The following is a 23,951-nucleotide window of genomic DNA, read 5'->3' on the forward strand; positions in this document are numbered from 1 at the left end:
ATTAACCAGTGGTTTTAAAGCTGGGGCACTCAGCCCCGGCTTCTCCCTTAATCGCTAGTTAACGGTTTAACCATGAATCGAATCATTCACGCCAATCATTTTTTAGGCAACCATGCACCCAGCTTACCCATCTGACTGTAGTGTCCTGCACCAGTGTCATAATATTCCACATACTTCAGACGCTTGCCAACCTGATGGACTCTAACTCTATAAGGCCTCAGCGAGTTCACCATTTCAATTCCTCTGAGCATATAATCGTGTTTACTAATCTTCTGATGCTTAATCTTCCCCAGCACAAATGGATCGCCGACATAGTAAGCGTTCAGCCCACTCTTAGTAATTTTCACGCCATCCCATGCCTTATAGGCCCACTTAGTTCCCTTGCCCACTGTCACCTTACGTTCCCAAGTCCCACGCAACACCTTGGGCGTACCTTGGTGCCACTTAGCCGCGTGGGCCGTGGTTGGCGTATTCATGGCCAGGGGCAAGCCAACCGACAGACTCACGACAGCCAGCGCTAATACCTTCTTCATAGGTTCAGCTCCTTTACTTTAACGAATGGCTTCTAGCAAAATCTCATCCGGAATCACGGTCAAATCAGACCGGTCCAGGTGGTCGACCAACCAGTTCTTGTAGTTGCTGATGGCGAATTTCCTCCAAATTTCAAAATCTATGTACGCGCATTCTCTTCAAAACTTCCATACGTCATTTCATTGTCACCTGATTCCGCTAGAGTTATCCCAGCCTCAGCGTTCATCAAGTCTTTTTGTCCACTGACGCTTAACTGTTCAAAAACTAGGGCTACTTTTCAAGGGACATTCCCACAATAAAGACAAAATGTAGTGCTTTATGCAGTGCATATTATCTGAACTTTTTTACTTAAAATTGTCTTCCAGGAGGTGATTAAAAATGGCATTCAAAATTCGAAAGGATCGCAAAGAAACTGTTAACAAAACTGTTCGATTTCCGCTGGAACTGGTAGAAAAGATTGAACACGCTATCGAAGGTGAGGACGTCACTTTTTCAACCTTTGTTATTCAGGCTTGCGAATATGCACTTGATAACATGGAAGACGACAAAGACAAACAGTAAGAATCAATTGTTTAAAGGCTTATACAAATAATATCGCAATACAATTAGCAATGCAATATGTATCACGCCTTATTTTTGTATTTTATAGTCTAAATCTTTGCCTATTCCGTTAATTAAGACAAAAAGTCATCTAAATTAAGCCTAGATGGCTTTTTACATATAGCTTCAGGACATTCATTTTTGCTCCGAGTCGGGCACGCGATAGCTATTCTTAGACCACAAGCGCCTGGCGGTGTCCAGCGGCTACTCAGCTTAGCTGACCGGAAACAACATCCAAGTTAACTTAAGAAGATAATTACCAGCGGAATTTTTATGCCGCCCTCTTAGTGCTTTTCAAAAAAATAAGAATCCAGACCTGGTATTTCTCCAGACTTGGATTCCTATTTTGCTTGATGCCCGATTTACAATTGAAGTTGATGCGCATGAGTTCCTTGAAGCGTCAAGTCTTCTAAACTTTTGGACGGACTTTTTGAACAGCCATGTTCCCATATTATTTCTGCTAATTTTCTCGTCTCTGCTTCAGCTCAGCAAAACGCCTCAGCCCAACAAAAAAAGAGCAGCCAGCGCATGCCAGTTGCTCTCCCGTAAGATATTAGTAAGTTTCTTGTTGAACCTCATGGTTGACGATCTTTTCGTCCAAGACTTCAGCCAACTTTTGTAAGCCGGCGTCACGGGTCTTGACGATATCCATGTTGAAGATGATGGAGTCAATGTCGCCGCCATCAAAATCAAATTGTTCGAAATAGACGTAAGGATCGTGGTCTTCATCGTCTTCTAAGAAATGCTTCATAACAGCATCAGATAAAGCGGTTGCCCATTCTAAACCTGCCATCTTTGGTAAATCTTTCTTCGTCACATACCCCGGATCAAGAACCAGCTTAGCCGCTTTTTCCACGTCTTCTTTAGGAATTACTACGGTCGGTTTCTTTGCATCTTTCTTTGGTGTATCTGCCATAATCAAAATCTCCTTTGATGTTTCTGACTTCAGTCTAGTCCTTTTTGGGGCAAACGTTAAGTATTCCATGCCACTTGCGTTAGTTATCTGGTCAAATGGTCCGCCGGTAAGGTCACTTTTGGCCAAAACTGTTCGGTGGGGGTTAGACTGAGTGAAACCGATGTCCCCGAATTCGCGGTCGCAGTTGTTTGCCGCGCCGACTGATTGCGGTCATAGTCATCGTAAACGAAGACGTTTTCTACTATAGAATTAGCCACCCCACCAGTAACTTCGTTCGCAAGTCTAATTTGCCTGGGCCTTCATTTAAAATTCGCGTCAGAACAAGCTTTTCCGTCGGTCACTGACCAATTCCCCCGCCACTGAGCAACCAGTACCCCGGCGTCACCGTCCGGTTAAATCCCGCTGCCACGCAAATTTGGTGGAAATCGCAATAATTTTGTCGTGTTCGGTTGCGTCGGGCCGCCAGAAAGGGTAAAATTTGCTTCAATTCACCCCCTGTGAAAAGGCGGTGAGACGCGCTATAATGAAGAGATAGAAATATATGAAATGAGGAATGATGTGTGGATAGCGGTCAGATAGTTGTAAATCTAATTATTATTTTAATTACCTTCTTTTTTGCAGCTTTCTTTGTTGCCTGCGAGTTTGCTTTGGTCCAAACCCGGCCTAGTGCCCTGGAGGAAAAAATTGCCGAAAGAGACAAGCCCTCGGCCAAGCTGAATCGGGCCATGAAAATGGTCACCAATTTAAATGAATATTTATCGACGACTCAAGTGGGGGTTTCCCTCGCCGGAATCATCTTAGGGTGGATTGGGGAAACGTTCTTCGTTGACCTCCTGCTCGGCGGGATCGCGCCCGCCCACCTGAACAACGCCACGGCCCACACCATTGCAGTGATCGTTGGTGTGCTCGTGTTGACTTACCTCGAAGTGGTCTTCACGGAAATCGTGCCCAAAAACATTTCCATCGATATGCCAATGAAGGTCTTAATGTTAGTGGTCACGCCGCTGCATTACTGCCACGTCCTCTTCTACCCGTTCGTTTGGCTGCTCAATAGCAGTGCGACCGGCGTGGTTAAATTGATGGGCCTGAAAGTGGCCAACGAAAGTGACGAAGTTTTCTCTCAAGCTGAAATTTTAAACCTTTCCAGAAGCGCCGTTGCCGGTGGTGAGCTGGAAAAGAATGATTTGATTTATATGCAACGGGCGTTTGAGCTGAATGATAAGGTTGCCAAGGATATCATGATCGACCGGACCCAACTGATCGTCATCGACATCACGGCCAACGTCAAGGAAGCCCTGAACGTTTACCTGCAAGAACGCTTTAGCCGGTTGCCGGTGGTGGCCGACGGCGATAAGGACAAGATTCTGGGTTACGTGTACAATTACGACTTGATTCGTCAGCAGCAGGTGGATTCTCACGTGCGGATTGATAAATTAATTCGAGATATTTCCACGACACCAGAAACGACGCCGATTACCCAAGTGCTCCAGCAAATGATCAAGAAGCGGACCCCAATCGTGGTCGTCGTTGACGAATACGGTGGGACGTCTGGGATCATTACGGATAAGGATATTTATGAAGAACTGTTCGGAACCGTCCGTGATGAAATCGACGACGCCAACGATCAGTACATCTTCAAGCAACCCAATGGCACGTACCAGGTCAACGGGAAGATGACGACTTACGACTTTGAGCGCTACTTCAACACCGACATCAAAGGCTTTGAGGCCTCCGATACGGTCACGATGGCTGGGTTTATCATCGATAATTACCCGGACGTCAAGGTCAACGACGTCATCCAATTGAAGAACTTCGACTTGAAGATTCTGGATTACGAAAACTCCTTTATCAACTGGCTGGAAGTCACGGTCAACCCGCCACAGAAACAGATCACCACGACGGATGACGATGATGACGACAGTAAGAAAAAGGACAAACACGATAAACACGACAAGAAAGATAAGTAACGTGATAAAGCCAGCACTCGAGAAATTTGTGCGCTGGCTTTTTTCGTTTAGTGGTAACGGCGATGGCGTTTATGCTAAACTACAGGTATTCGAGTCAAAGGAGTGCCGACATGAAAAATATTACAATCGCTGATGTCGCCAAGGCCGCTGGCGTGTCAGTCACGACGGTTTCGCGCTACATCAACGGCAATTTTAAAAAAATGAGTGATGCGACCAAACAGCGCGTCCAGCAAACCATCAGTGACCTCAACTACGCACCGAAGGCCTCGGCCCGCAAGATGCGCCAGGAACACAGCCACATGATTGGTGTCGTTGTAGGCGATATCGCTAACGTCTTCTCTTCCCTATTGTTCAAGGGCATCTACGACGTGCTCCAACCGGCCGGTTATGACGTGTTGCTCATGAACTCCAACAACTCACTGGAAACCGAACAGGCCGAATTGACGCGGCTCTTCACCCAACAGGTGGACGGACTCATTCTCCAACCTAATGCCAAGTCGTTTGCGCCCTACGAATCCATTTTGACAGCGCAATTGCCCATGGTCCTGGTCGACCGGGAAACGTTGGACCAGCCGGATACCGTGGCCAAGGTGGTGTCGAGCAACTTCGATGCCAGTTACCATTTAGCGTTAGAGCTCGCCCAAAAAGGCTATCAGCGCGTGATTACGGTCAGCCGGACGCTGGCTGAAGTGTCTGGTCAGTCCAAACGAATTGCCGGCTTTTCTGCGGGCGCCGAGCAGTCTGGCCAACAATTTTTCAATCTGGAAACCGCCCACCAAAGTCGCGAGTGGCTTGAAGAACATCTCGTCCAGCAAATAGAAGAGCATCCGGAAAAAACCGCCGTGATTTCTTTGATGGGGCCCGTTCTCTTTGACCTGTTGGCGATTATCAAGTCAGATAAAATCGTTATTCCCTATGACTTTGGCCTCGTCAGCTTTGACGACTGGAGCTGGTCGCAGTACGTGAACGATGGCATCTTCTTGCTGCACCAACAACCGGAACTCATGGGTCAGGTGGCGGCCGAGAAGCTCCTGCAACAGATTCAGCGCACACCGATTAGTACGGCCACCTATATTCCGGTCGAAACGATTTCCAAACCTTCTATTTAGATGACAAAACGGTTTAGCCTGCTTTACGCGCGCTAAACCGTTTTTATTCTTTTTCAGCGAAAGTTGAATAGGTAGGAGCACTTAGTTGTTGCCGTGATCCATGTAGGCGTACGGTAAGCCGGCAATTACCGCAACAAATACCCGCCATCCACTGGCAACATCACGCCGGTCACGTAATCCGACGCCGCGCTGGCCAAGAAGACCATCGGCCCCATCAACTGGTCGGGAACGCCCCACTCGCCGGACGGAATGTGGTCCTTAATTTCTGGCCCACGCACGGGATCTTCCTGCAGCGGCTTGGTCATGTCCGTGCTGATGTAGCCCGGCGCGATGCCGTTGACCTGAATGTTGTAGGGCGACAGCGCGTCCGCGTACGCCTTGGTCAAGCCCATCACCGCGTGCTTGCTGGCGGTGTACGGGAAGATGAATTTACCAGCCCGGTAGGATTGCATCGACCCAATGTTGATGATCTTGCCGGATTTTTGCTTGGCCATTTCCTTAGCCGCCGCGTGGGATAGAAAATACAGCGCGTTCAAATTCAGGTCAATGACCTTCTCCCAGTCCGCATCCTTAAAGGCCAAAACGTCATTGCGCAGCTGCATGCCAGCATTGTTGATCAAGATGTCGAGGTGACCAAAGCGCTTCACTGCCGCCGCAACCAGTTTGTCCGCACAGCCGGTCTCGGTAATGTCCTGCTGGCAGAATTCCACCTGCTGGCCATTGGCCGTCACCGCCTGCTTAAGGTCGTCCCAGCCATCTGTCGAATTGCTGACAACGAAAATATCAGCTCCATATAGGGACAGTGCCAACGAGTAGTACTTCCCCAAACCATGGGCGCCGCCGGTAATCAGAGCGACCTTACCTTTTAGTGAAAAACTGTTTGCGTTAAATTTTGTCATTATTTTAAACTCCTTAGTTAGGCTCAGCATCGCTAGTCGGCCGTTGACTGGCAGCGATTACATTTGCATTTTTAAAAGTGGTGTATCGATACACCCAAGAGTATACCCACACTTTTACTACCTGTCAAACCGGTCACCACGCAAAATAAAACCCGTAAGCCAGACCGCTCACGGGTTAATGCACCATTATTAATTTTATGTACGTCCTCACTTCACCCTATTTAGACCGTACGAGGCCCTTAACCAAGTAGAACACGCCGCCCCAGAACAACAGGAAGCACGCCCACCAAAAAACGCTGGTCAGCCGAAAAGGTAGAATATTCCAAATCATTAAAAACATAATTAAGAGTCCACTCCAGAAATCCAGTGAATGGACAAAACGTCGATTAAATTGCATGAGTTCCCCCTATTTTTGCCGATGCCCGGTCGTCAGAAACATGCCCCGTGACAGTTCGTAAACCCCAACAATGACCAAAACGCCCGAGATAATCCACTCAAACACACTGGACCCGGTCAACGGCGAAAAGCCCCAGCCACTCAAAACCAAGGCGACGATGCCACCCCAAAAATTTGAAGAACGATAAAATTCTTTATTAAACGTCAAACCAATCCCGCCTTCCCAACTTACTACTAAGTTCTATTCTATCACTAATGGTCAGGGGATTAACTAGCAATCATTGACACGTCCGCGAGATAGCGGCAGACTGGAGAGTGGGACAAAAGGCGGTTAGCTGGCGAGCATTAAGGCTGATAGCCGAATAATCCTGGTTTTGGATTGTTCGGCTATCAGTTTTAAGCGGAGCCAGCTGCCTTTTGTCCCACGTTTCGGCAACGTAGCTTCGAAGAGAAAACAGTTTGACTTTTAACCGTCTGGCTTACCATTCGCGGACTACATCAATTCCTCCATTGACAACTACATACGGACTCGCTACAGAGGGATTAGCCACCAGTCAAAATTCCCACCATCCACGGGCCAACGCCGTATCAGCGAAGGGCTGGTGAAAATAGACTCAGCCGTGGGAATTTCCTAAGTGGCGAGCCCTTCGCCGCTTAGGAAATTGGTCGCTTTGAAACTCGCCCCACAGAGGTTCAAAGCGAAGACCGAAGACCGCCCTTTGGCTTCGGGCGTCCGCCCACAGCGTTCCGGTCTATTTTCACCAGCCCGCAGCACTGCGACCACCAATTTAGCCGTTAAAACAAGCAAAACGAATTTTGAAAGGAAGCTAACCCGCGTGGATATTGCGCAGCTATCGAATCAAATCATCCTCATGTTCATCCTGATGGCAGTCGGCCTGTTGACCAACAAGCTGGGCTTCATGCACGGCCAAACGGCGACCGACCTCACCAACATCTTGCTCTACATCGTGTCCCCCTGCCTGATTGTCAACGCCTTTGAACAGCGCTTCTCGACCAGCCGCCTGCAGGCCCTCGCCATCGTCATGCTGGGCATCCTCCTGACGTACGCCATCATGGTCGTCACCACCAACCTGGTCTTTAAACGCGTGGCCGACGCCAACCTCCAGCGGATCATGCGCTTTGGCTCGGTGTACTCCAACGCCGGCTTCATGGGCGTTCCCCTGGCCAGCGCGCTCTTTGGCAGCACCGGTGTCTTCTTCGCGGTCGCCTCTTTGGCTGGGTTCAACCTCTTTTGCTGGACACACGGGATTGCCCTGTTTACGCCCAAACGCCCAGGCGACCACCACATCAACTGGCGCCAAATCCTACTGAACCCTAACATTGTCGCGATTGTGGTCGGCCTGGCCATCTTTGTCAGTGGCGTCCACCTGCCGAGCCTGCTCAACCAAACCATCACCTACGTCAGCTCGATCAACACGCCGCTGTCGATGATTGTGATTGGCAATAGCTTGGCCGCCGTCAAACTCAACCGCCGCACGCTGGACCAACGCCTGTTGTGGCCGCTCCTCTTACGAAATTTATTATTTCCTGTTATCAACATCTTAATTTTAAAGGCGTTCGGCGTCAGTGGCATTCCGCTCTACACTACCGTCTTGATGGCGGCCTGCCCGGTTGCCGGCAACGTTGTGTTGTTCACGCTCAAGGACCACGGCGACACGAACCCGGCAGTCACGTTGATGAGTCTCTCGACGATTCTGTGCATGGCCACGATTCCTTTGGTGTTTGCCTTAAGCAACTTTATTTAAAAAATGAGAGTGGGACAGAAGCCGGTTAGCTGGTGAGCATTAAGGCTGATAGCCGAATAATCCTGGGCTTGGATTGTTTGGCTATCAGTTTTAAGCGGAGCCAGCTGCCTTTTGTTCCACGTTTCGGCAATATAGACTTGGCGATAAAAAATGAGTCTGGGATTTTGTCCCAGGCTCATTTTTGCATACATTTTTAACGTTCAGGCTTCGGTAACCGCAGCGCCAACAAGAAGCCGGCCAACGCCAGGATAAACGTGAAGTAGAACCCGTAGTGGGCGCCATTCACGAAGGCCCCGGCGGCATTGGTCGTGCCGTTGGTTAGATAAGCGGCCTGGCCGATACCGAGCAGACTCGTCGCAATCGCCGTGGAAATGGCCCCGACAATCTGTTGCAGCGTGTTCATGATGGCACTGCCGTCAGCGGCGATTGGCCCGGTCAAGGCGTTTAACCCATGCGTTTGTGATGGTGACATCGCGAGCGGCGCCCCAATCATCAAGATCACGTGGGCCAGGATAATATACCAAATGGCGGAATGCGTCGAGGTCAGGGCCAACATTAACGCCCCGACCATCGAAATGATAAAGCCGATTCGCGCTGGCATTTGCGCGCCGACGTGGTCGTACAAGCGACCGGAAACCGCGGAAACGATGGCGTTCATCACCCCACCGGGAAACATGATGATCCCGGTCAACGCCACGGGCACCAGCAATCCCTTTTGAATATACATCGGCAAGAGGTACATCGCCGACAGGATAATCCCAAAGTTGATCATTACCAGGACGGCCCCGATGCGGAACCCGGGGATGGCAAACGCGCGTAAATTTAAGACGGGCTTGGCCACCGTCAACTGGCGGTGCGTATACCAGGCCAGGATTAAGACGCCGAGAACCAACGCGGCAATGACCACGCCGGAACCCCAGCCCCGGTCGCTGGCCAGGCTAACGCCCAACACTAGGCTCCCGAAGCCTAACGTGGACAGGATGATGGAGAGGAAATCCACCTTGGGCCGCGTGACTTCGGCGATATTTTTCAGGGACGTCACCGCGAAGATGAAGGCGATGATCAAGAACGGCACGAACAGCCAGAAGATCCACCGCCAGGACGCAACGCCCAAGACGATGCCGGCGAGGGTTGGACCGACGGCTGGCGCAAACATAATCACGAGTCCGACCATCCCCATGGCCGCTCCGAGCTTATACGGCGGGAAGATCTGCATGGCCACCGTAAACATCAGTGGCAGAATTAGGCCGGTCGCGATTCCTTGAATCATCCGGCCAAACAACAACATCCCAAAGCCCGGTGCGGAGGCGGAAATGACGGCGCCGACCGCGAAATCAACCAGGGCAAACAGGATGACCTGCCGTGTCGTAAACCATTTCGTAATAATACTGGACAGCGGTAAAACCACGCCGACCATTAACATATATCCGGTCACCAACCACTGAATCGTGGCCGTGGACACGTTTAACTGCGCCATCAATTGGGGCAAAGCAATGTTCAAGGACGTTTCTGAAAACATACCGACAAACCCGCCGATGAGCATTCCCATCATGGCAAGCATCGGGTGCGCCACGTCCACACGCGCTTTCTTTGCCATTTCTGGCTGGCTACTTTGTGCTGAATCCATTTGTTTTCACACTCACTTTCATAAATGTTCACAATGGATTACTGTAGCAGAAAAAACGCGTCTTCGTAATAGTAAACTTGGAAAAAGTTGAAATTAACCGATTTTGCGGCCGTTATTTGGCCAACTGCGGCCCTACTTAGCGGCTTTTACCGCCGCAATCTGGTCGCGGAGTTCTTTCAACCGCTGGGTATCCAACTCCGGTGCCATCATGGCCTGATCGTACTCAAATTGCAGCCGCGGCAAATCCGTAGCGGGCACGCCCTGAGCCGTTTGTGCCGGATCCGTCAAGTGGTGGTCCGCCAACACGAGGGTCCGCGTCGCCACCTTTTGCTGGAATTCCTGGTCGTGGGCAACGAATAAGACCGTCCCCGGGTAACCGACCAAGTAGTCCTCTAAGGCACGCAAGGCCGGCAAGTCCAAGTAGTTAGTCGGTTCGTCCAGGATCAACAGGTTGCTGGCACTCACCAGAATGGCCAACAGCTGTAACTTCACCTGCTCGCCACCACTCAGGTCCCCCACCAGCCGGTCGTAAAACACCGCCGTTAAGCCAAAGGCGCCCATGACCTGTCGCGTCCGGTTGCCATCTAAGGCTGTGACGGCCGCCATGACCTGCCAAACTGTTTGGTCCCCAGGCAACTCGGTCATGTCCTGATGGAAGTAGCCGACCCGCGCACTCGGCGCCAGACGCGTCTGGGGGGCGTGGGCTAAAATGGCTTCAATCAAGGTCGACTTGCCACTCCCGTTGGGGCCAGCCAGAGCGACCCGCTCACCCGGCGTAATGCTAAAGCGGGCGTGTGCCAGTAAATCGTGCTTGCCCCGCGTCAGATGCAGGTCTTCCACCGCAATCAGCCGTTTGCCAGTCACTGGCGGTAAGTCCGTTGCGACCAGCTTCAAAGCGGCCGTTTCGTGCGGCTTGTTCGTGGTCGTCTGTCGTTCGGCGCGGTCCCGTAACGCCCGGGCACCACGTTCCATCTTCCCGGCATTCTGCTCGCGCACGGACCGCGAGTTGGCGCGTTCGCCCTCACTCATGCCGCGACTGCCCTTACGAATTCGGTCCGCCTTTTCGTGGCGCGCCTGCACGGCCAACTTGAGTTTCCGGCGCTCACTCTGCTCATTTTGATACTGACTCATCTCGTTCTCCCGCCGCTGGTCACGGTAGGTTTCAAACTTGGCAAAACCACCGTTGTACTGGGTGTAGGCCCGGTCTTCCAGCGACCAAATCTGGGTGGCGACCGCCGTCAACAGTTCCCGGTCATGCGAAATAATCAGGAGAAGGCCGTTAAAGTGCTGTAGCTGCTGGCTTAACCACCGCTGATGCTCATCGTCCAGATTGGCGGACGGTTCATCCAAAATTAAAATGGCTGGCCGTTGCGCGAGCGCTTGGCGAATCCGGTCGAGCATACTTTGACCGCCGGAACGTCCCGCCGTGGGGGCAATCTGCGGTACTAAGACCACGTCGTCCGTCACGGTGCGTTGCCCGGAAAAATCGGTGTCCGTGCCCGCAATGATGTGGGCCAGCGTACTCTTGCCCGTGCCGTTGGCGCCAATGATGCCGACCCGATCACCGGCCTGGGCGGTTAAGTGTCCGCCGACGAAGAGTGTTTCGCCCGCGATTATTTTGGTTATATTGTTTAACGTAATTTGTGTCAAAAAGTCGTCCCCCTTTTGCTGCTTGCTTCTCGGCCGACGCCTGGTCTTTGACCGGCGTGGTGTCGTCAACGTGTGCCTGGCCTTGGTCTCGCTTATGAGATTCTCGCACCAGCGCTTTTAATTGTTTCTTTGATTTTTTAGTCAAAAGGTTGTCCTCCCTTTTAGAAAACAGGGATTGAGGGTACGAAAAAAGTGGTCGCATTTCCCTTCCGGAAATGGCGCCCACTGGTTGCGTTTGGCAACTCAGTCGGTGCACCATCAATCCCACTTGCAGGCCCACTCCACCCCTTGAGAAGGGTGAAGCTGACTAACATTGGTGGATTGATTAGTTGCGCATCGGCTGAATACCTCGTTCTTTCTTAGATTATCAACAGAATAGCACATCGTTTATTTTTTGACAAGGGGGACGATTTTTTTACCCGTCACTTAAAATTGAAAGTCCTAACTGCTTAACGGCGCGTTGTGCAACCAATTTGGCAAAGATAACCACCGCAAACCGCGCTAAAATTTCACAGCATTTCACGTCAAATCCGCGTACACTAGGAGTAACTAGTCTAGTCGAAATCGGAGGGAACTTTATGCAACCTTTACGTATTTTATTCATTTCTATTGAGGGCAACACTCGCAATTTCGTGGAAAACCTGACCGCTTACGCCGAGCAACAACACGCAGCTAACGCCAGCCTCCCGACCATTGAAGCCACCGAAATCAGCGAGGTCAGTGACTTTGTGGACGAGACGCGCCCCTACTTTTGTTTTGTGCCCACCTATCTGAACGGCGGCAACGGCATTGATAATGGCGTCAAGGAATTGATGACCAACGTCATGGGCGAGTACATCGCCTACAACAACAATGCCCGCCAGCTGATTGGCGTCGTCGGCAGCGGTAACCGGAACTTCAACGAGCAGTACTGTCTGACGGCGAAACGTTATGCGGCGACCTTCAACGCCCCCTTCGTAGCCAACTACGAACTCCGCGGCGTCCCACGTGATGAGACCCGGGTCTATGACGCACTGGTCGCCCGTGCAAAGGAAGTGACCCCAGCTTGATTAATCCAACCTTAACCACGCTACTGGATCATCGCAGCATTCGTAAATTCACGGGTGAAAAACTGACGGCGAATGAAGTCTCTACGCTCGTCAGCGCTGCCCAACACGCGGCCACCAGCACCTTCTCCCAGCAGTACAGCATCATCAGCGTCACCGATCCCCAAAAGCTAGCGGTGCTGGCAGAAATCACCGGTCACAGCTGGCTTGAAGGCGCGGGCCACTACTTTATCATGGTCGCTGATCAGTACCGCAACGAACAACTTACGCCACCCAACGCCACCACCACGACCAACCTCCACAGCACAGATAAGCTGTTGGCGGGAATCTTTGACGCTGCGATTGCCACGGAAGCTATGGTCACGGCCGGCGAAAGTCTGGGCCTTGGCAGTACCGTGATGGGCAGCATTTTGAACGATACGCTACGGGTCATTTCGCTTTTCAATTTGCCAGAATTGACCTTCCCCGTCTTGGGCTTAGCGGTCGGCCATCCGGCGGAACAACCCGAACAAAAGCCGCGCTTACCCCAAGAATTGATTCATTTTAACAACGAGTATCAACCGCTGATGGCCAACGACCCCATTTTAACGGCGTACAATCAACTGATTACCGCCTACTATCACGAGCGTGGGGGAAACCGGCGGGACGAAACCTTTACCCACCACACCATTCGGGAAATGAGCCGGGACCCGAAGCAACGGGAAGAAATCCTGGTAGCGTTGATCCAACAGGGATTTTCGTTAGATGATATGCACTAACTTAGCGGAAGCGGGTCACGGAAATTTAGTGCGCCCGCTTTTTGTGTGAACCGCGACTCAATCCGTCAAAAAGGCGGTTCGCAACGTTTCGCCGTCGACCACTGGCTGGGTGAATAAGGCCGGCTGATCCGCCTGTTGGAATTGGTGCAGGGTACTTTCTCCCCGATAGTTCTTCTCGGCCACGCACCGTTGTTCTGGTACCGTTTGACTCTCCAATAAGGTCTCGTGAGCCGTCGAAAAGAGTAGCTGACTGTGGTTCACGTCGGTCGCCACCAGCGCTAGTAAGGCCGTCGCGACTTCGGGACGCACGGCGCTGGCAAATTCGTCGGCGAGCACCGTTTGCGGGTTCCTGGCAATTTGCGCGGTAATGAAGGCTAGGCCGGCCGCGACCAACTGTTGCGTACCAGTCGACGCTTGCCGCAGCGGTAGTTCAACCACGTCCTCGATTTCGCCTTCCTCGTCGTATTTTTCATAGAGTAACGCCAGGTCCGGCCGGGTAAAGTTGGACCCATCCAGGAACTGGACCGCCATCTGCCGCTGCCTCACGCCGGCCACTTCACTTCCGACGGCGTGCAGGAACTGCGTCAGCTGGGGCACAACCCACTCGTTTAAAATTAGGTCCGTGCGTGGCCGATCATTTAGCACGACCAGGTCTTCCGCAAACCAGGTAAAGACGGCGATTGCCGGCTGGTAGTTTGCTGCCTGTAGGGTATTTAAGAATAGCGCGTTGGGCCTGGTGTGAGCCGCCGCTAGCCGTTGTCCGGCTGGGACCTGGACGATGCCGCCATTTTGCCGCGAGAACAGCCGCTGGGACTGGCCGCCGGGCAAAAGGACCGCCAACTCCTCACTCAAAATGCGCGTGGCGTCGTAGCTCAGCGCATAGCGGTACTGGCTGCCACCCCGCTCCAGCGTGACGGCAAACCGCGTGGGCACCAGGTGGCTGGTCGTGTCGAACCGAAATGGGTCAAACGGCAACGGGTCCGTAATTTCTTCCGTGGGGGCGACAACCAGTTGTTGAAACAGCGTTAGTCCGGCAATAATGGCGCTTTTTCCAGCACCGTTGACCCCACACAGGGCCACCCATTTCAAATCAGCAAGTGAGAGCGTAGCGGCTTCCTTATACGACCGAAAATTTTGTAACGTGAAATCAATAAGCATGGCGAGACCTCCCTTTTTCTAACAGGTTACCCTACTTGAAAAATTTCACAACGATTTTCACTTAGAATTGGCAAATTCGCTATTACGTTTTCAATAATCCTTTCAAAAATGACTTTAGGCTTAAAAACAGCGCTATCACAAGGATTTTAATTTACCGCCACGCGAATTCTTTCAAAAAAGACAAGCACTTTTGTTTTTCCTGAGATACATTTATGCTATACTTCATGTGAATTTCAAATCAGTTTTAGGAGTTGGCCTAGTGGTTAAAAATTGTGACCCAGATACGATTAATTCTGTTCTAAAGAGAATCAAGCAACGTCGATCACAATGGCGTTTAAGTCCACGCCGTAAAAATCTCCTGATGCTGTCACGACTAGGGATCAAACATTCACTTGTTTTTGACATTATTAACCAGCAGCTCACTTGGTACAATTATATTTCAGGTCCCGAAAGCGACAATCATGAGCCACCCTTCCCAGGTGATATTTGGGTTTTTGGAATAGTTATTCAAGGTTACGAATGCTACCTTAAATTTCAGGATAAACCTAATGGGATCGTTATGTGGATATCTATTCACTTGGCTGAACACAAACTTATTTTTCCATATACCAAAAATTAAGGAGGACTTCCCATGCCAAATCAGCAAGCATTTTTCAATCCAGAAACCGAACGCACAGAAATTTACACTGAAAAGTGGCTAGAAGAGACCTGCACAGTAAAAGAACTGACCGATTTGTCCGTCCGCCATCACTACTGGGAAGGCCCTGACGGTGAGCTGTGGGGGGACTTCAATGATCCCATGGAAAATGTCCGCCGCGACTTTCAAGCGTATCGTGAACGTCAGCATTTTTTAACACCACCAGAAATTATTCACGTTCGCCAGCGGCTAAATTTAACCGTGCGGGCATTTGCCGCAGCCTTGGGCCTAGGCGTTTCGACCGTGTCCCAAATTGAGAACGGGGAACGGCTCCAGACTAAATACCAAGATAACCTGTTCCGTTGGGCGCAGGGCGACCGCTTTTCACCCACCCCACACCTCAAAAAACGCGCATAACAAAGGGCTGAGAAACTAATCTCAGCCCTTTTCGTAAACACTACTCCGAAAGCTTCGTCTGGTGCCGGTGGTTGGCGAGCATAACTGCCCCCAACGCCAGCAGCATAATCGCCGTCACCGACCAGAACAAGGAGTGGTAACTGCCGTACTCAATAATCATCCCACCGTACAGCGGCCCCACAGCTCGACCAAAGGAAATCGCCATGTTGTAAATTCCCTGGAACTTCCCTTTGTCATTATCGCCGGCCAGGCCATCGATCCACGCGGGGATCCCCGGGAAACCGGTCATTTCGCCTAGCGTCAGGATGATCATGGTCACCACGAACATCGCGTAACTCTTGGCGAAGACCAACAGGAGAAACGACAGGATGAAGATCAACGACCCCACCCAGATCTGCGAACTCAATTTAAAATCAGCCGCTAGCCGGTTCACAATCGGTTGGCCAAAGACAATCATCAAGCCGTTCAGCGTCCACAACAGACTGTATTTCTCAAACGAGATCCCCAGCCCGGTCATGTGCACCGAAATCACACTTTCCCATAAGGAATAACTCATATAGAGGGCAAAAACCAGCGCGCTGATCAGCCAAATAAGCTTTAACTGTGCAGGCTTGGCCGGTCCCTTGGCGTGAGTGTACGCCTTCTTTTCAATCTTCGCTCTGAAGTCAAAAATAAAGATCAGTAACAATGTCAAATAACTCAAGGCCGCCACAGAGAAAACCAGCGTGACACCATGTTTCATCAGCAGGCCGACCATCAGCGTGCCGACAACCACCCCTAAGTTCATGCCGATATAGAGGTAATTGAAGACGCGCCGACTCTCAACCGTCTTCACCGTCGCCGCAAATGAATTGACGACCGTCATCACGATCCCATCGCCCAACCCAATCAACAGCAGCATGACGCCGAAGATCGGCCAGCCATGGAAGAAAATCAGCAGCGCCATCGGGATAAAGGAACACAGTGTCCCCACGATGGCCGAGTAAAACGGTGACCAATGATCGAAGAGCCAGCCCCCGAGCCAATTTCCTAAAATCATACACAGCGACATCCCCAACAGCGCAATCCCGGCCAGCGTCAGCGTTTGATGCAGCTGATCATGCATGTAGACCGTCGTTAATGGCCACATACACGCAGCCGCGGCGTTAAGGAGTAGGGTCGCCGACACGATGCCTGCCATACTCACTTCTCGTTTGGTTTTCCACATTTAACGTCCCTCACTTAATTTCAATCTACCTTCATTGTCGCACACTTAAAATTTTTCCGAAACTCCTACCCACTGAAAAGGGGATTAAACCGCTGTTTTATGAGCAAGTTGCTCATTTTTCCCGTTAAATATAAAAAGAATTATGCCAACTTGATTTGAGTCAAGTTCTTTCCGCCTGGCCGCCCGTATACTAAGTCATGTAATCAAGGCAAGCAACCAGCCGACATGAAAGTTAATAACCACACGAAATTACTAGGAGGTTTTCATTATGAGTAAAGTAACCATGAAATTAGACGCACTGACCTGCCCCTCTTGCATGACCAAGATTGAAGGCGCGCTGAGCAAACGCGATGGCGTGGAAAACGTCAAGGTCCTCTTCAACGCCAGCAAGATTAAAGCCGAATTCGACGACAGTACCGTCACCGCCGAAAGCCTCGCCGACACGGTAACCGACCTCGGCTATACCGTTCAAAGCAGCAAAGTTAAAGCTCTTTAACCCCTCACCCCTAAATTTGAAAGGAAGTTCATCTAATGACCACTACAACTATGAGTATCGAAGACCGTTACGCCGCAGAACAAGCACAGACCGATCACGACCACCACGTCCCAACGGCGGGGGCCATGACCAACCACATTTTGGCCAACCTGCACATCTCGATTGTGAAATTCCACCAAGTTCGCTGGTCCGTGAAGGGTCCGTTGGCGTTAAGCGTGCGGCAACTGTTGACGGGCTACACTGCTATTTACCGGCAGCAGTTCGATGCCTTAGGTGAGCTCCTGTTGGATGAAGGCGAGACGGTTTCCACGACCACCAAGGAATACCACGACTACAACATGTTGCAAGAGGGTGGCGACAAGAAGTACCTCAGTGCCGAAGACCAAGTCAGTGAGCTGGTCCACGACGCGGACACCCACAACCTCTTCATCGACCGGGCAATCAAACTGGCAGAAAAGGAAGAACGCCCAGCCTTGACCAGCTTCTTAACGGAATTGCGCGGCACCAACAACCACATCATCCGCGAACTACAAGCCGTTCTGGGCAATGACGCTCGGGAGGGGTTGGATGAGGAGGATGAAGATTAGAGTGCGGAACAGGGCGGTTAGGTTCTGAGCATTAACATCGGTTCAGTGATGACCCCGGGTTTGGGTCATTGCTGAACCGGGGTTAAGCGCAGGAACCTGCCCTGTGGAGCACGTTTCGGAGGCTGCCAGGACCGGGATCTACTGGCGAGAGCTAGTCAAATGACCTAACACAAAGTCATTTGAAACACGTATCCCCGGGTTTGGGATATTTTCTTAGCCGGGTTAAGCGGAAGGAGCTGGCTCGTGGAGCACGTTTCGGAGGCTGCCAGGATTGGGATTTACTGGCGAGAACAAATCAAACGATCTAACACAAGGTCATTTGAAACGAAAATCTCGAACTAAGCCAAACCCTAAGCCAAGCCCCCAAAAACCAGTACCAAATTCACTTACAACTAAAGTTTCACCCTGCGAGAAAAACGGGCATGCTAGGACACACTGCGAGGTGCTGGCATGCCCGTTTTTTATTGGTCTCAGAGCAAAAAAACTAGCAACCCTCAAAGCCAAACGGATGGCTAAAGGATTCCTAGTTTCTCGATAAACAATTCAAAACAACAACTTCACCCAAACCGTCAGCCGGAAACACTCCTTAAAGGTTAAAGCTGTCGTTCTCAATAACCCCTTCGCGTAGGCCCAGAAAGACGGTTAAGATCAGCAGGTCCGCAGACCCACCGAGGCTTAAATTGTCACGTTCAAACACTTGGTTCAGCTCTACCAACTTCGCCCAGCCGGCCGTGGTCTTACTGCCGCCAAGCGCAAGGTAATCTTGTGCCTGCTGGTGAGCCCACGGAACGATGTCTGCGCTCCCCGCCCGTTTGACCAGGTTGGTATCCGTAGAGTTGGCGACGATGGTCAGCAGCGTATCTAATAGCCGCTGATTGAGCGTTCCCGTGCTCTGACGTAACGCCGGTAGCGCCATGTCAAAGACCGTGGGATAGCCGGCCTCGGCCTCCCCGCGAATCCCGGTAATGCCGTCACGCAGGTACAGCTTCTCGCCAGCCGTCAGTTGATCGGTAGACTTATCGGCTAACCCGTCAAAGTCGTGGGTCGTCAGCCCTTTAAGCATGGCCTTCACCGTTTCTCGCAGGTCCAATTCATTTTTCGCGGCATACGCACTGGCCGTGACTAAAATTCCGAGCGAGAAAATCGCGCCCTTATGCGTATTCACGGCGTTAGTCGCCGCGCGCATCGCGTGTTCCGCGGTCACACCGAGTGGTCGAATCTGCCGAAACAACTCGGTCAAATCACTGCCGGCAAACGCCGCCCCAGCCCCCACGCACTGCGTGAAGTAGGGGTGGAGACTCAATGCGCTGTCAATGAAGGTAAACACTGTCATGTCCGGGTGCGGTCCCTGTGACGCAGGATCCACTAGCCCTGGCTTGGGCGTGACGGACACCTCATAGAGCATTGCCCGCAACGCATCCATCGCTAACGTTTCAGTTGGTTTAGTGGTCATCACGAGTCATTCCCTCCTCTGGGTCAAAAGTCTGCTGATACAGCCCATCAATATAGGCCTGGAGCTCAGCGACACTGTGGCGGCGGGACCGCGCACATTCCTTCGCTGGTCGATTGCAAATGAAACAGCGCCGCGACTCTGCGCCCAATTCGGTTCGGGACCAGGAGTGGCCCGTTCCGTCCAGCACATCGACGTCAAAGATACGGCCCAGGTCGGTCGTATCCTCAAATGTCGCGGCCATTTTTTTCACAATCGCCGCAGCCGTGGTCGTCCGTAAAAACAGTTCGTTACCGGCAACGGTGCCCCAACTAGCCAGTTGTTCCACGGAAATTTCATTAGCCGTTAAGGCCGCCCGCAACTCCCGTACACCGCGATTAAAGAGTTGGGTAATGGCGGCATTATTTTTTATTGGTCCAGGAATATTCAGTTTGATGGCCAACAGTGTCTGGCTGGCATCGGCCCGTAGCGTTTCCCGTTGAAAGGCCGCCCGCCGATCCTTATTTGCCAGTACCTCAGCGATATCCACCGGCGTACCCGTTTCAAAAATAGATGTCGTCATCACAAACGCCTCCTCGTTATCTTTGACAACAATAGCCATTGTAGCTAGCCACGTAGCCAGCCGCAATGGCTATTCTCATTTATCTGGTAAATCTATTCGCCTGACGAGTCTGGGACAAAACCCCAGACTCACATTGTATCTCCACAACTATATTGCTGAAACGTGCGACAAAAGGCAACTGGCTCCGCTTAAAACTAATAGCCAAATAATCCAAACCCGGGATTATCCGGCTATCAGCCTTAATGCTCACCAGCTAACCGCCTTTTGTCCCACTCTCATTCAGAGCTAGTCTTTAACTTCCTTAACTGTATCAATGATGGTACCGTCGCGGTATTCGATCAGGGCAACGGTCCGGTCGGTGAATGCCAATGGCTTTGGCGTACCAACGCGCTTTTCAGCCATCTTCTGCAGGTCTTCAATCTTGTAGACGGGCAGACCAGGAATGTTGCTCAAAACAGCGATTAAGTCGGTCCGCTTCGGGTTGATGGCAATCCCAAATTCAGTAACCAAGACATCCACGGAGTCGCCGGGGGTGACCACGGTCGTCACGTCTGGCACAACGGTTGCGATCCGGCCCCGAACTAACGGTGCGGAAATAATGGTTAACTTACCGGTAGCGGCATCCTGGTGACCCCCAATGGCCCCCCGGATGACCCCATCGGAACCGGTCATGACGTTGACGTTAAACTTGGTGTCAATTTCCAAGGCACTGAGGATAACGACGTCCAGCTGGTCAACCATGGCACCCTTGTTGTCGGGATCGGCGTACCAGGACGCATCGATTTCCTGTTGGTTGCCGTTGGTGTGCATGGAATCTGCGGCGCCCTTGTCAAAGTCTTGGACGTCCATTACCTTCTTGACCAGGCCTTCGTTTAACAGGTCGGTCGTTGGCTTGGTAATGCCACCCAAGGCAAATGAGGCAGTGATCTGGTTATCGATCATGGCTTGACGCAGGTAACGGGTAACGGCCAATGCGGCACCACCGGAACCGGTTTGGAATGAGAACCCATCCTTGAAGTATGGGGAGTGGGTGATGACATCGTTCACCATGGACGCAATCTTTAATTCCTTCGGGTCCTTGGTGAAACGAGTGGCACCGGAACCGATCTTGTCGGGGTCCCCGACCTTGTCGACCTTAACCACGTAGTCGACTTGCGTTTGCTTGATTGAAGCTGGCGTGTTCGGGTAGTCGACGATGTTGTCGGTCAGTAAGACAACTTGGTCAGCGTATTGGGCGTCCATCAACGCGTAACCCAATGAACCGAAGACCGCGTTACCTTCCATCCCGTTAGCGTTTCCTAACCGGTCGGCACTTGGCACACCTAAGAAGGCCACGTCGATCTTGATGTCGCCGTGTTCGATGGCCCGGGCCCGGTTACCGTGTGAACGGAAGATGACAGGATTCTCTAAACCACCATGAGAAACGAAGTCCCCGAGGGAGCCCCGCATCCCCGAACTGGTGATGTTGGTGATGGTCCCGGCCTTGATGGCTTCGATGACCATGTCGTTCATCACACCAGTCAATGAGGATGGTGCCAACGTCAAGTTCTTAATGCCGGCGTCAATGATGACCCGCATCACTTGGTTGAAGACAAAGTCCCCGTTCCGAAAATGGTGGTGAAAAGAAATGGTCATGCCGTCTTTAACAGTGTCCGCAACGACTTGCTTGATGGAGTCGACAATCTTGTCGTCCCCAGTTGAAACGTGAACCTTAGGCGCTACCCGTTGAATTTCGGGATGGCCGATTTCAGTCGTTTCAAATGGCTTGTAATCAAGCTTTTGCATTAACTCATCTGGTAACTCGCGATTTACTTTACTTTTCAAGATAATTGCCCTCCTCATCAACTAAGTTGGATGCTTTGGCTAACTTCATGACCCGTTGTGCCCGAAGAACGACTGGCCGGTCGACCATTTGGCCGTTCATGGAGATCACACCGGAGCCCTTTAACTTAGCTTCCTGAATGGCGTTGATCACGTTCCGGGCGTTCTTAATTTCTGCTTCGGTTGGTTCGTAGACCTTGTTGACCATTGGAATCTGGCGAGGGTTGACTAAGGACTTGCCGTCGAAACCAAGTTGGTGAATGTATTCCGTTTCGCGGTAGAAGCCTTCCGTGTCGTCCATGTTGGTGAAGACCGTATCGAAGGCAGCCACACCAGCGGCCCGAGCGGCATGCAGCACCATGTTCCGGGCAAATTCAAGCTCACGACCATCGGGGTAACGGTGAGTCTTCATGTCCGTCGTGTAATCTTCAGCGGATAAGGCAATCCCAATCATGCGGTCGGAAGCAGCGGCAATGTCGGCTGCCCGCAAGACGCCCTTGGCGCTTTCGATAGCGGCCATCAGGTGCGTTGAACCGGCTTCACGGCCGAATTCTTTTTCAGCAGCGGCGATGTCGGCGTCCAGCTTTTCCACCATTTCTGGTGATTCGGCCTTGGGCAACCGAATAACATCGATACCGGCCTTGACCATGGCCTTCACGTCGTTATCGTAAAATGGCGTATCCTGGCCGTTGACCCGCACGACCATTTCAGCCGTACCGTAGTCTTGCGTCTGTAAGGCTTCGTAAACCAGCAAACGAGCGGCGTCCTTTTCAGGTAAGGAGACTGAATCTTCCAAGTCAAACATGATGGAGTCAGCACCGTAGATACCAGCGTCCTTAACCATTGCTGGGTTGTTCCCAGGAACGAACATCATTGTCCGGCGTAAACGTTCTTCATTCTCAGCCATTAGAGTACCTCCCATGCTGGTGTGGCGGTCGTCTCAGCAGCGCGTTGCACTGCGGCGATGGTCCGCGCCTTGATGACACAGTCCAAAGCACCCTTGTCGACTGCCTTGACCTTAGCGGCCGTGACACCCATTTCGTTTAGCGTGGTCGTAATGACGGCCTCGATTTGATCGCCAAAAACCTTTTTTACGTCTGATTGTAAGTCGATAGCGATGCCGCTGTCGGCTTGAGAAATCATTAACTGAATGTCGGAGGATTCCAATGTTCCGGCAATCGCAGTCTTTTTAATTTCCATTAATGTTCATTCCTTCCTGAATTCTAGCTTGTAACGTCGTTAAGTGCTGCTGCATAAATTGATAAGTGGTTGCGGGGACCCAGTCACGAACGGTGGCTAGGTCGTCAGCCGCGAGTGCCCGGCGAACCTGCGTGGCGGTGATCACATTGTCGCCACTAGTCTGGCGGTCGATAACTTTAACGGTTACGGCCGGTGGGAGCTCCGTTTGGAGGACCTGGTTGTAGATACCCGTGGTCCGCGAGAACGGCTCACTACCCAGGTAACGCGTGGTGATGTGTAGGGCTGACGCAATCTGATCACGGAACAAACGGGCGTCCAGCGTCGTCTGGTAACGAATCGCGTCGTCTTGTGTGGGCAAGAAGTACGCGGGGAACGTGACGTAGCTGACCATGTACTGATCCCCGCTGACGACGACCACGTTGGTCAGGTCTGTGGTGCCGGCCTTAACTAACGCCAGCCGTTCAGCCGTGGTAAATAGCGACACATCGTCGTTGACCACGAAGACGTAGACCAGCTCATTTTCACGTGCCGCCTGTTCAACCAAGTAGCGGTGGCCCAGGGTAAACGGATTGGCGTTCATCACGATGGCCCCCACTTTGCTAGCGGGCGTCAAGTCCTGGTCGGTCGCCACTTGGGCAACGCGGCGGACGTAATCGGTGATACCCGTGTCCCCCGTCTCGAGGATGACGCCTAAATCGGTCCGCGCCAGCTCGTGAAAGCCCACGTGTTGAAAACTAGTGGCGTACTTGACCTTGGTGAACACGAAGAGGTGAAAGACCCCCCGTTGTGCCAGCAGATTCATCAACGCTGACACGATTGAATTGAAGTGACTGCCCTGCGTGGAAAACTTGTTGCACACGCCGACGTACTTCAGGACGTTGCCAGCCACGGACCCGGTCGCAATTAAGCTACCGCGTTCATTGTACATCCCCAAGGTCGTGTCGATTTGCTGGAGCTCGTTGGCTTGAAAATTGGTAATGCCAAGCGACTCGAGAAATGCTTGCCACTCCTTGAAAATGGCTGGATCATTTAGGTTCAACGTTTGCACTGCCTGTTCGATGAGCAATCACCCCCGTTTCCTCTTGATTTGAAATTGTTGTCAGGATTATGATAATTCGTCTTGTCTGCGACCATCATACTAGTTAAAGGTA

24 protein-coding genes are annotated in these 23,951 nt (G+C 51.7%); 10 read left to right on the forward strand and 14 right to left on the reverse strand.

Annotated elements, in window-relative coordinates:
* Positions 1–95 precede the first annotated feature (95 nt).
* On the reverse strand, positions 96–533 hold the full coding sequence (locus EKM99_RS10850; RefSeq protein ID WP_125583443.1) for a hypothetical protein: 438 nt from the start codon (positions 531–533) through the stop codon (positions 96–98).
* Positions 534–909: 376 nt separating this feature from the next.
* Between EKM99_RS10850 and EKM99_RS10855 the strand changes: the two genes are divergently transcribed.
* Positions 910–1,092, forward strand: a complete 183-nt coding sequence (locus EKM99_RS10855; protein ID WP_125583444.1) for a YlcI/YnfO family protein — start codon at positions 910–912, stop codon at positions 1,090–1,092.
* A gap of 592 nt (positions 1,093–1,684) precedes the next feature.
* On the opposite strand, the gene EKM99_RS10860 is transcribed toward EKM99_RS10855, so the two are convergent.
* Positions 1,685–2,047: a hypothetical protein gene (locus EKM99_RS10860; protein WP_125583445.1), complete on the reverse strand. Its 363-nt coding sequence runs from the start codon at positions 2,045–2,047 to the stop codon at positions 1,685–1,687.
* Between the two features lie 560 nt (positions 2,048–2,607).
* On the opposite strand from EKM99_RS10860, the gene EKM99_RS10865 reads away from it, so the two are divergent.
* Complete coding sequence (locus EKM99_RS10865; protein ID WP_125583446.1) at positions 2,608–4,014, forward strand: hemolysin family protein; 1,407 nt, start codon at positions 2,608–2,610, stop codon at positions 4,012–4,014.
* Positions 4,015–4,124: 110 nt separating this feature from the next.
* A complete protein-coding gene (locus tag EKM99_RS10870) occupies positions 4,125–5,123 on the forward strand; it encodes a LacI family DNA-binding transcriptional regulator (protein ID WP_125583447.1) in 999 nt (332 codons plus the stop codon).
* A gap of 125 nt (positions 5,124–5,248) precedes the next feature.
* Here the strand turns inward: EKM99_RS10870 and EKM99_RS10875 are convergent, their stop codons facing one another.
* On the reverse strand, positions 5,249–6,022 hold the full coding sequence (locus tag EKM99_RS10875) for an SDR family NAD(P)-dependent oxidoreductase (protein ID WP_125583448.1): 774 nt from the start codon (positions 6,020–6,022) through the stop codon (positions 5,249–5,251).
* Positions 6,023–6,428: 406 nt separating this feature from the next.
* Positions 6,429–6,626 (reverse strand): hypothetical protein, encoded by a 198-nt coding sequence (locus tag EKM99_RS10885; RefSeq protein ID WP_125583450.1) that lies wholly within the window; start codon positions 6,624–6,626, stop codon positions 6,429–6,431.
* 628 nt (positions 6,627–7,254) lie between these two features.
* On the opposite strand from EKM99_RS10885, the gene EKM99_RS10890 reads away from it, so the two are divergent.
* Entirely contained in the window at positions 7,255–8,184 is a 930-nt protein-coding gene (locus tag EKM99_RS10890) for an AEC family transporter (protein ID WP_125583451.1), read from the forward strand.
* A gap of 193 nt (positions 8,185–8,377) precedes the next feature.
* Here the strand turns inward: EKM99_RS10890 and EKM99_RS10895 are convergent, their stop codons facing one another.
* Together EKM99_RS10895 and EKM99_RS10900 are read right to left on the reverse strand one after the other, a co-directional pair.
* Positions 8,378–9,811, reverse strand: coding sequence for a DHA2 family efflux MFS transporter permease subunit (locus tag EKM99_RS10895; protein WP_125583452.1), 1,434 nt, complete (start codon positions 9,809–9,811; stop codon positions 8,378–8,380).
* Positions 9,812–9,943: 132 nt separating this feature from the next.
* Positions 9,944–11,461 carry an ABC-F family ATP-binding cassette domain-containing protein gene (locus EKM99_RS10900; RefSeq protein WP_125583453.1) on the reverse strand — a complete coding sequence of 506 codons (1,518 nt, stop codon included), beginning with the start codon at positions 11,459–11,461 and terminating at the stop codon, positions 9,944–9,946.
* A 578-nt stretch (positions 11,462–12,039) separates the two neighbouring features.
* Here EKM99_RS10900 and nrdI point away from each other — a divergent pair.
* Together nrdI and EKM99_RS10910 are read left to right on the forward strand one after the other, a co-directional pair.
* On the forward strand, positions 12,040–12,510 hold the full coding sequence (gene nrdI, locus EKM99_RS10905; protein ID WP_125583454.1) for a class Ib ribonucleoside-diphosphate reductase assembly flavoprotein NrdI: 471 nt from the start codon (positions 12,040–12,042) through the stop codon (positions 12,508–12,510).
* A complete protein-coding gene (locus EKM99_RS10910; RefSeq protein WP_404819781.1) occupies positions 12,507–13,265 on the forward strand; it encodes an NADPH-dependent oxidoreductase in 759 nt (252 codons plus the stop codon). Before nrdI ends, EKM99_RS10910 begins: the two co-directional genes overlap by 4 nt.
* Positions 13,266–13,322: 57 nt before the next feature.
* Here the strand turns inward: EKM99_RS10910 and EKM99_RS10915 are convergent, their stop codons facing one another.
* Positions 13,323–14,423 carry an AAA family ATPase gene (locus tag EKM99_RS10915; protein WP_125583455.1) on the reverse strand — a complete coding sequence of 367 codons (1,101 nt, stop codon included), beginning with the start codon at positions 14,421–14,423 and terminating at the stop codon, positions 13,323–13,325.
* Positions 14,424–14,682: 259 nt separating this feature from the next.
* Here EKM99_RS10915 and EKM99_RS10920 point away from each other — a divergent pair, with 259 nt between their 5' ends.
* Entirely contained in the window at positions 14,683–15,042 is a 360-nt protein-coding gene (locus EKM99_RS10920; RefSeq protein WP_225419840.1) for a hypothetical protein, read from the forward strand.
* 12 nt (positions 15,043–15,054) lie between these two features.
* Positions 15,055–15,477 carry a helix-turn-helix domain-containing protein gene (locus tag EKM99_RS10925; RefSeq protein WP_125583456.1) on the forward strand — a complete coding sequence of 141 codons (423 nt, stop codon included), beginning with the start codon at positions 15,055–15,057 and terminating at the stop codon, positions 15,475–15,477.
* Positions 15,478–15,517: 40 nt separating this feature from the next.
* Here EKM99_RS10925 and EKM99_RS10930 read toward each other — a convergent pair whose 3' ends face one another.
* Entirely contained in the window at positions 15,518–16,684 is a 1,167-nt protein-coding gene (locus EKM99_RS10930; protein ID WP_125583457.1) for an MDR family MFS transporter, read from the reverse strand.
* A gap of 268 nt (positions 16,685–16,952) precedes the next feature.
* Here EKM99_RS10930 and EKM99_RS10935 point away from each other — a divergent pair, with 268 nt between their 5' ends.
* The gene (locus EKM99_RS10935) at positions 16,953–17,180 is read left to right on the forward strand and encodes a heavy-metal-associated domain-containing protein (RefSeq protein ID WP_125583458.1); all 228 of its coding nucleotides are present in this window, start codon (positions 16,953–16,955) and stop codon (positions 17,178–17,180) included.
* A 35-nt stretch (positions 17,181–17,215) separates the two neighbouring features.
* Entirely contained in the window at positions 17,216–17,767 is a 552-nt protein-coding gene (locus tag EKM99_RS10940) for a ferritin-like domain-containing protein (protein ID WP_125583459.1), read from the forward strand.
* Positions 17,768–18,353: 586 nt separating this feature from the next.
* Here the strand turns inward: EKM99_RS10940 and citG are convergent.
* From citG to citC, 6 genes are all read right to left on the reverse strand, one after another.
* A complete protein-coding gene (citG, locus tag EKM99_RS10945; protein WP_125583475.1) occupies positions 18,354–19,220 on the reverse strand; it encodes a triphosphoribosyl-dephospho-CoA synthase CitG in 867 nt (288 codons plus the stop codon).
* Entirely contained in the window at positions 19,210–19,779 is a 570-nt protein-coding gene (gene citX / locus EKM99_RS10950; protein WP_125583460.1) for a citrate lyase holo-[acyl-carrier protein] synthase, read from the reverse strand. The genes citG and citX overlap by 11 nt, the downstream gene beginning before the upstream one ends.
* 285 nt (positions 19,780–20,064) lie before the next feature.
* Positions 20,065–21,603, reverse strand: coding sequence for a citrate lyase subunit alpha (gene citF, locus EKM99_RS10955; protein ID WP_125583461.1), 1,539 nt, complete (start codon positions 21,601–21,603; stop codon positions 20,065–20,067).
* Entirely contained in the window at positions 21,593–22,507 is a 915-nt protein-coding gene (citE, locus tag EKM99_RS10960) for a citrate (pro-3S)-lyase subunit beta (protein ID WP_125583462.1), read from the reverse strand. Before citE ends, citF begins: the two co-directional genes overlap by 11 nt.
* Positions 22,507–22,800, reverse strand: a complete 294-nt coding sequence (citD, locus tag EKM99_RS10965; RefSeq protein ID WP_125583463.1) for a citrate lyase acyl carrier protein — start codon at positions 22,798–22,800, stop codon at positions 22,507–22,509. Before citD ends, citE begins: the two co-directional genes overlap by 1 nt.
* Positions 22,790–23,860, reverse strand: coding sequence for a [citrate (pro-3S)-lyase] ligase (gene citC, locus EKM99_RS10970; RefSeq protein WP_125583476.1), 1,071 nt, complete (start codon positions 23,858–23,860; stop codon positions 22,790–22,792). Before citC ends, citD begins: the two co-directional genes overlap by 11 nt.
* Positions 23,861–23,951: the final 91 nt, after the last annotated feature.

The organism is Levilactobacillus cerevisiae (assembly GCF_003946245.1).
Taxonomy (GTDB): Bacteria; Bacillota; Bacilli; order Lactobacillales; family Lactobacillaceae; genus Levilactobacillus; species Levilactobacillus cerevisiae.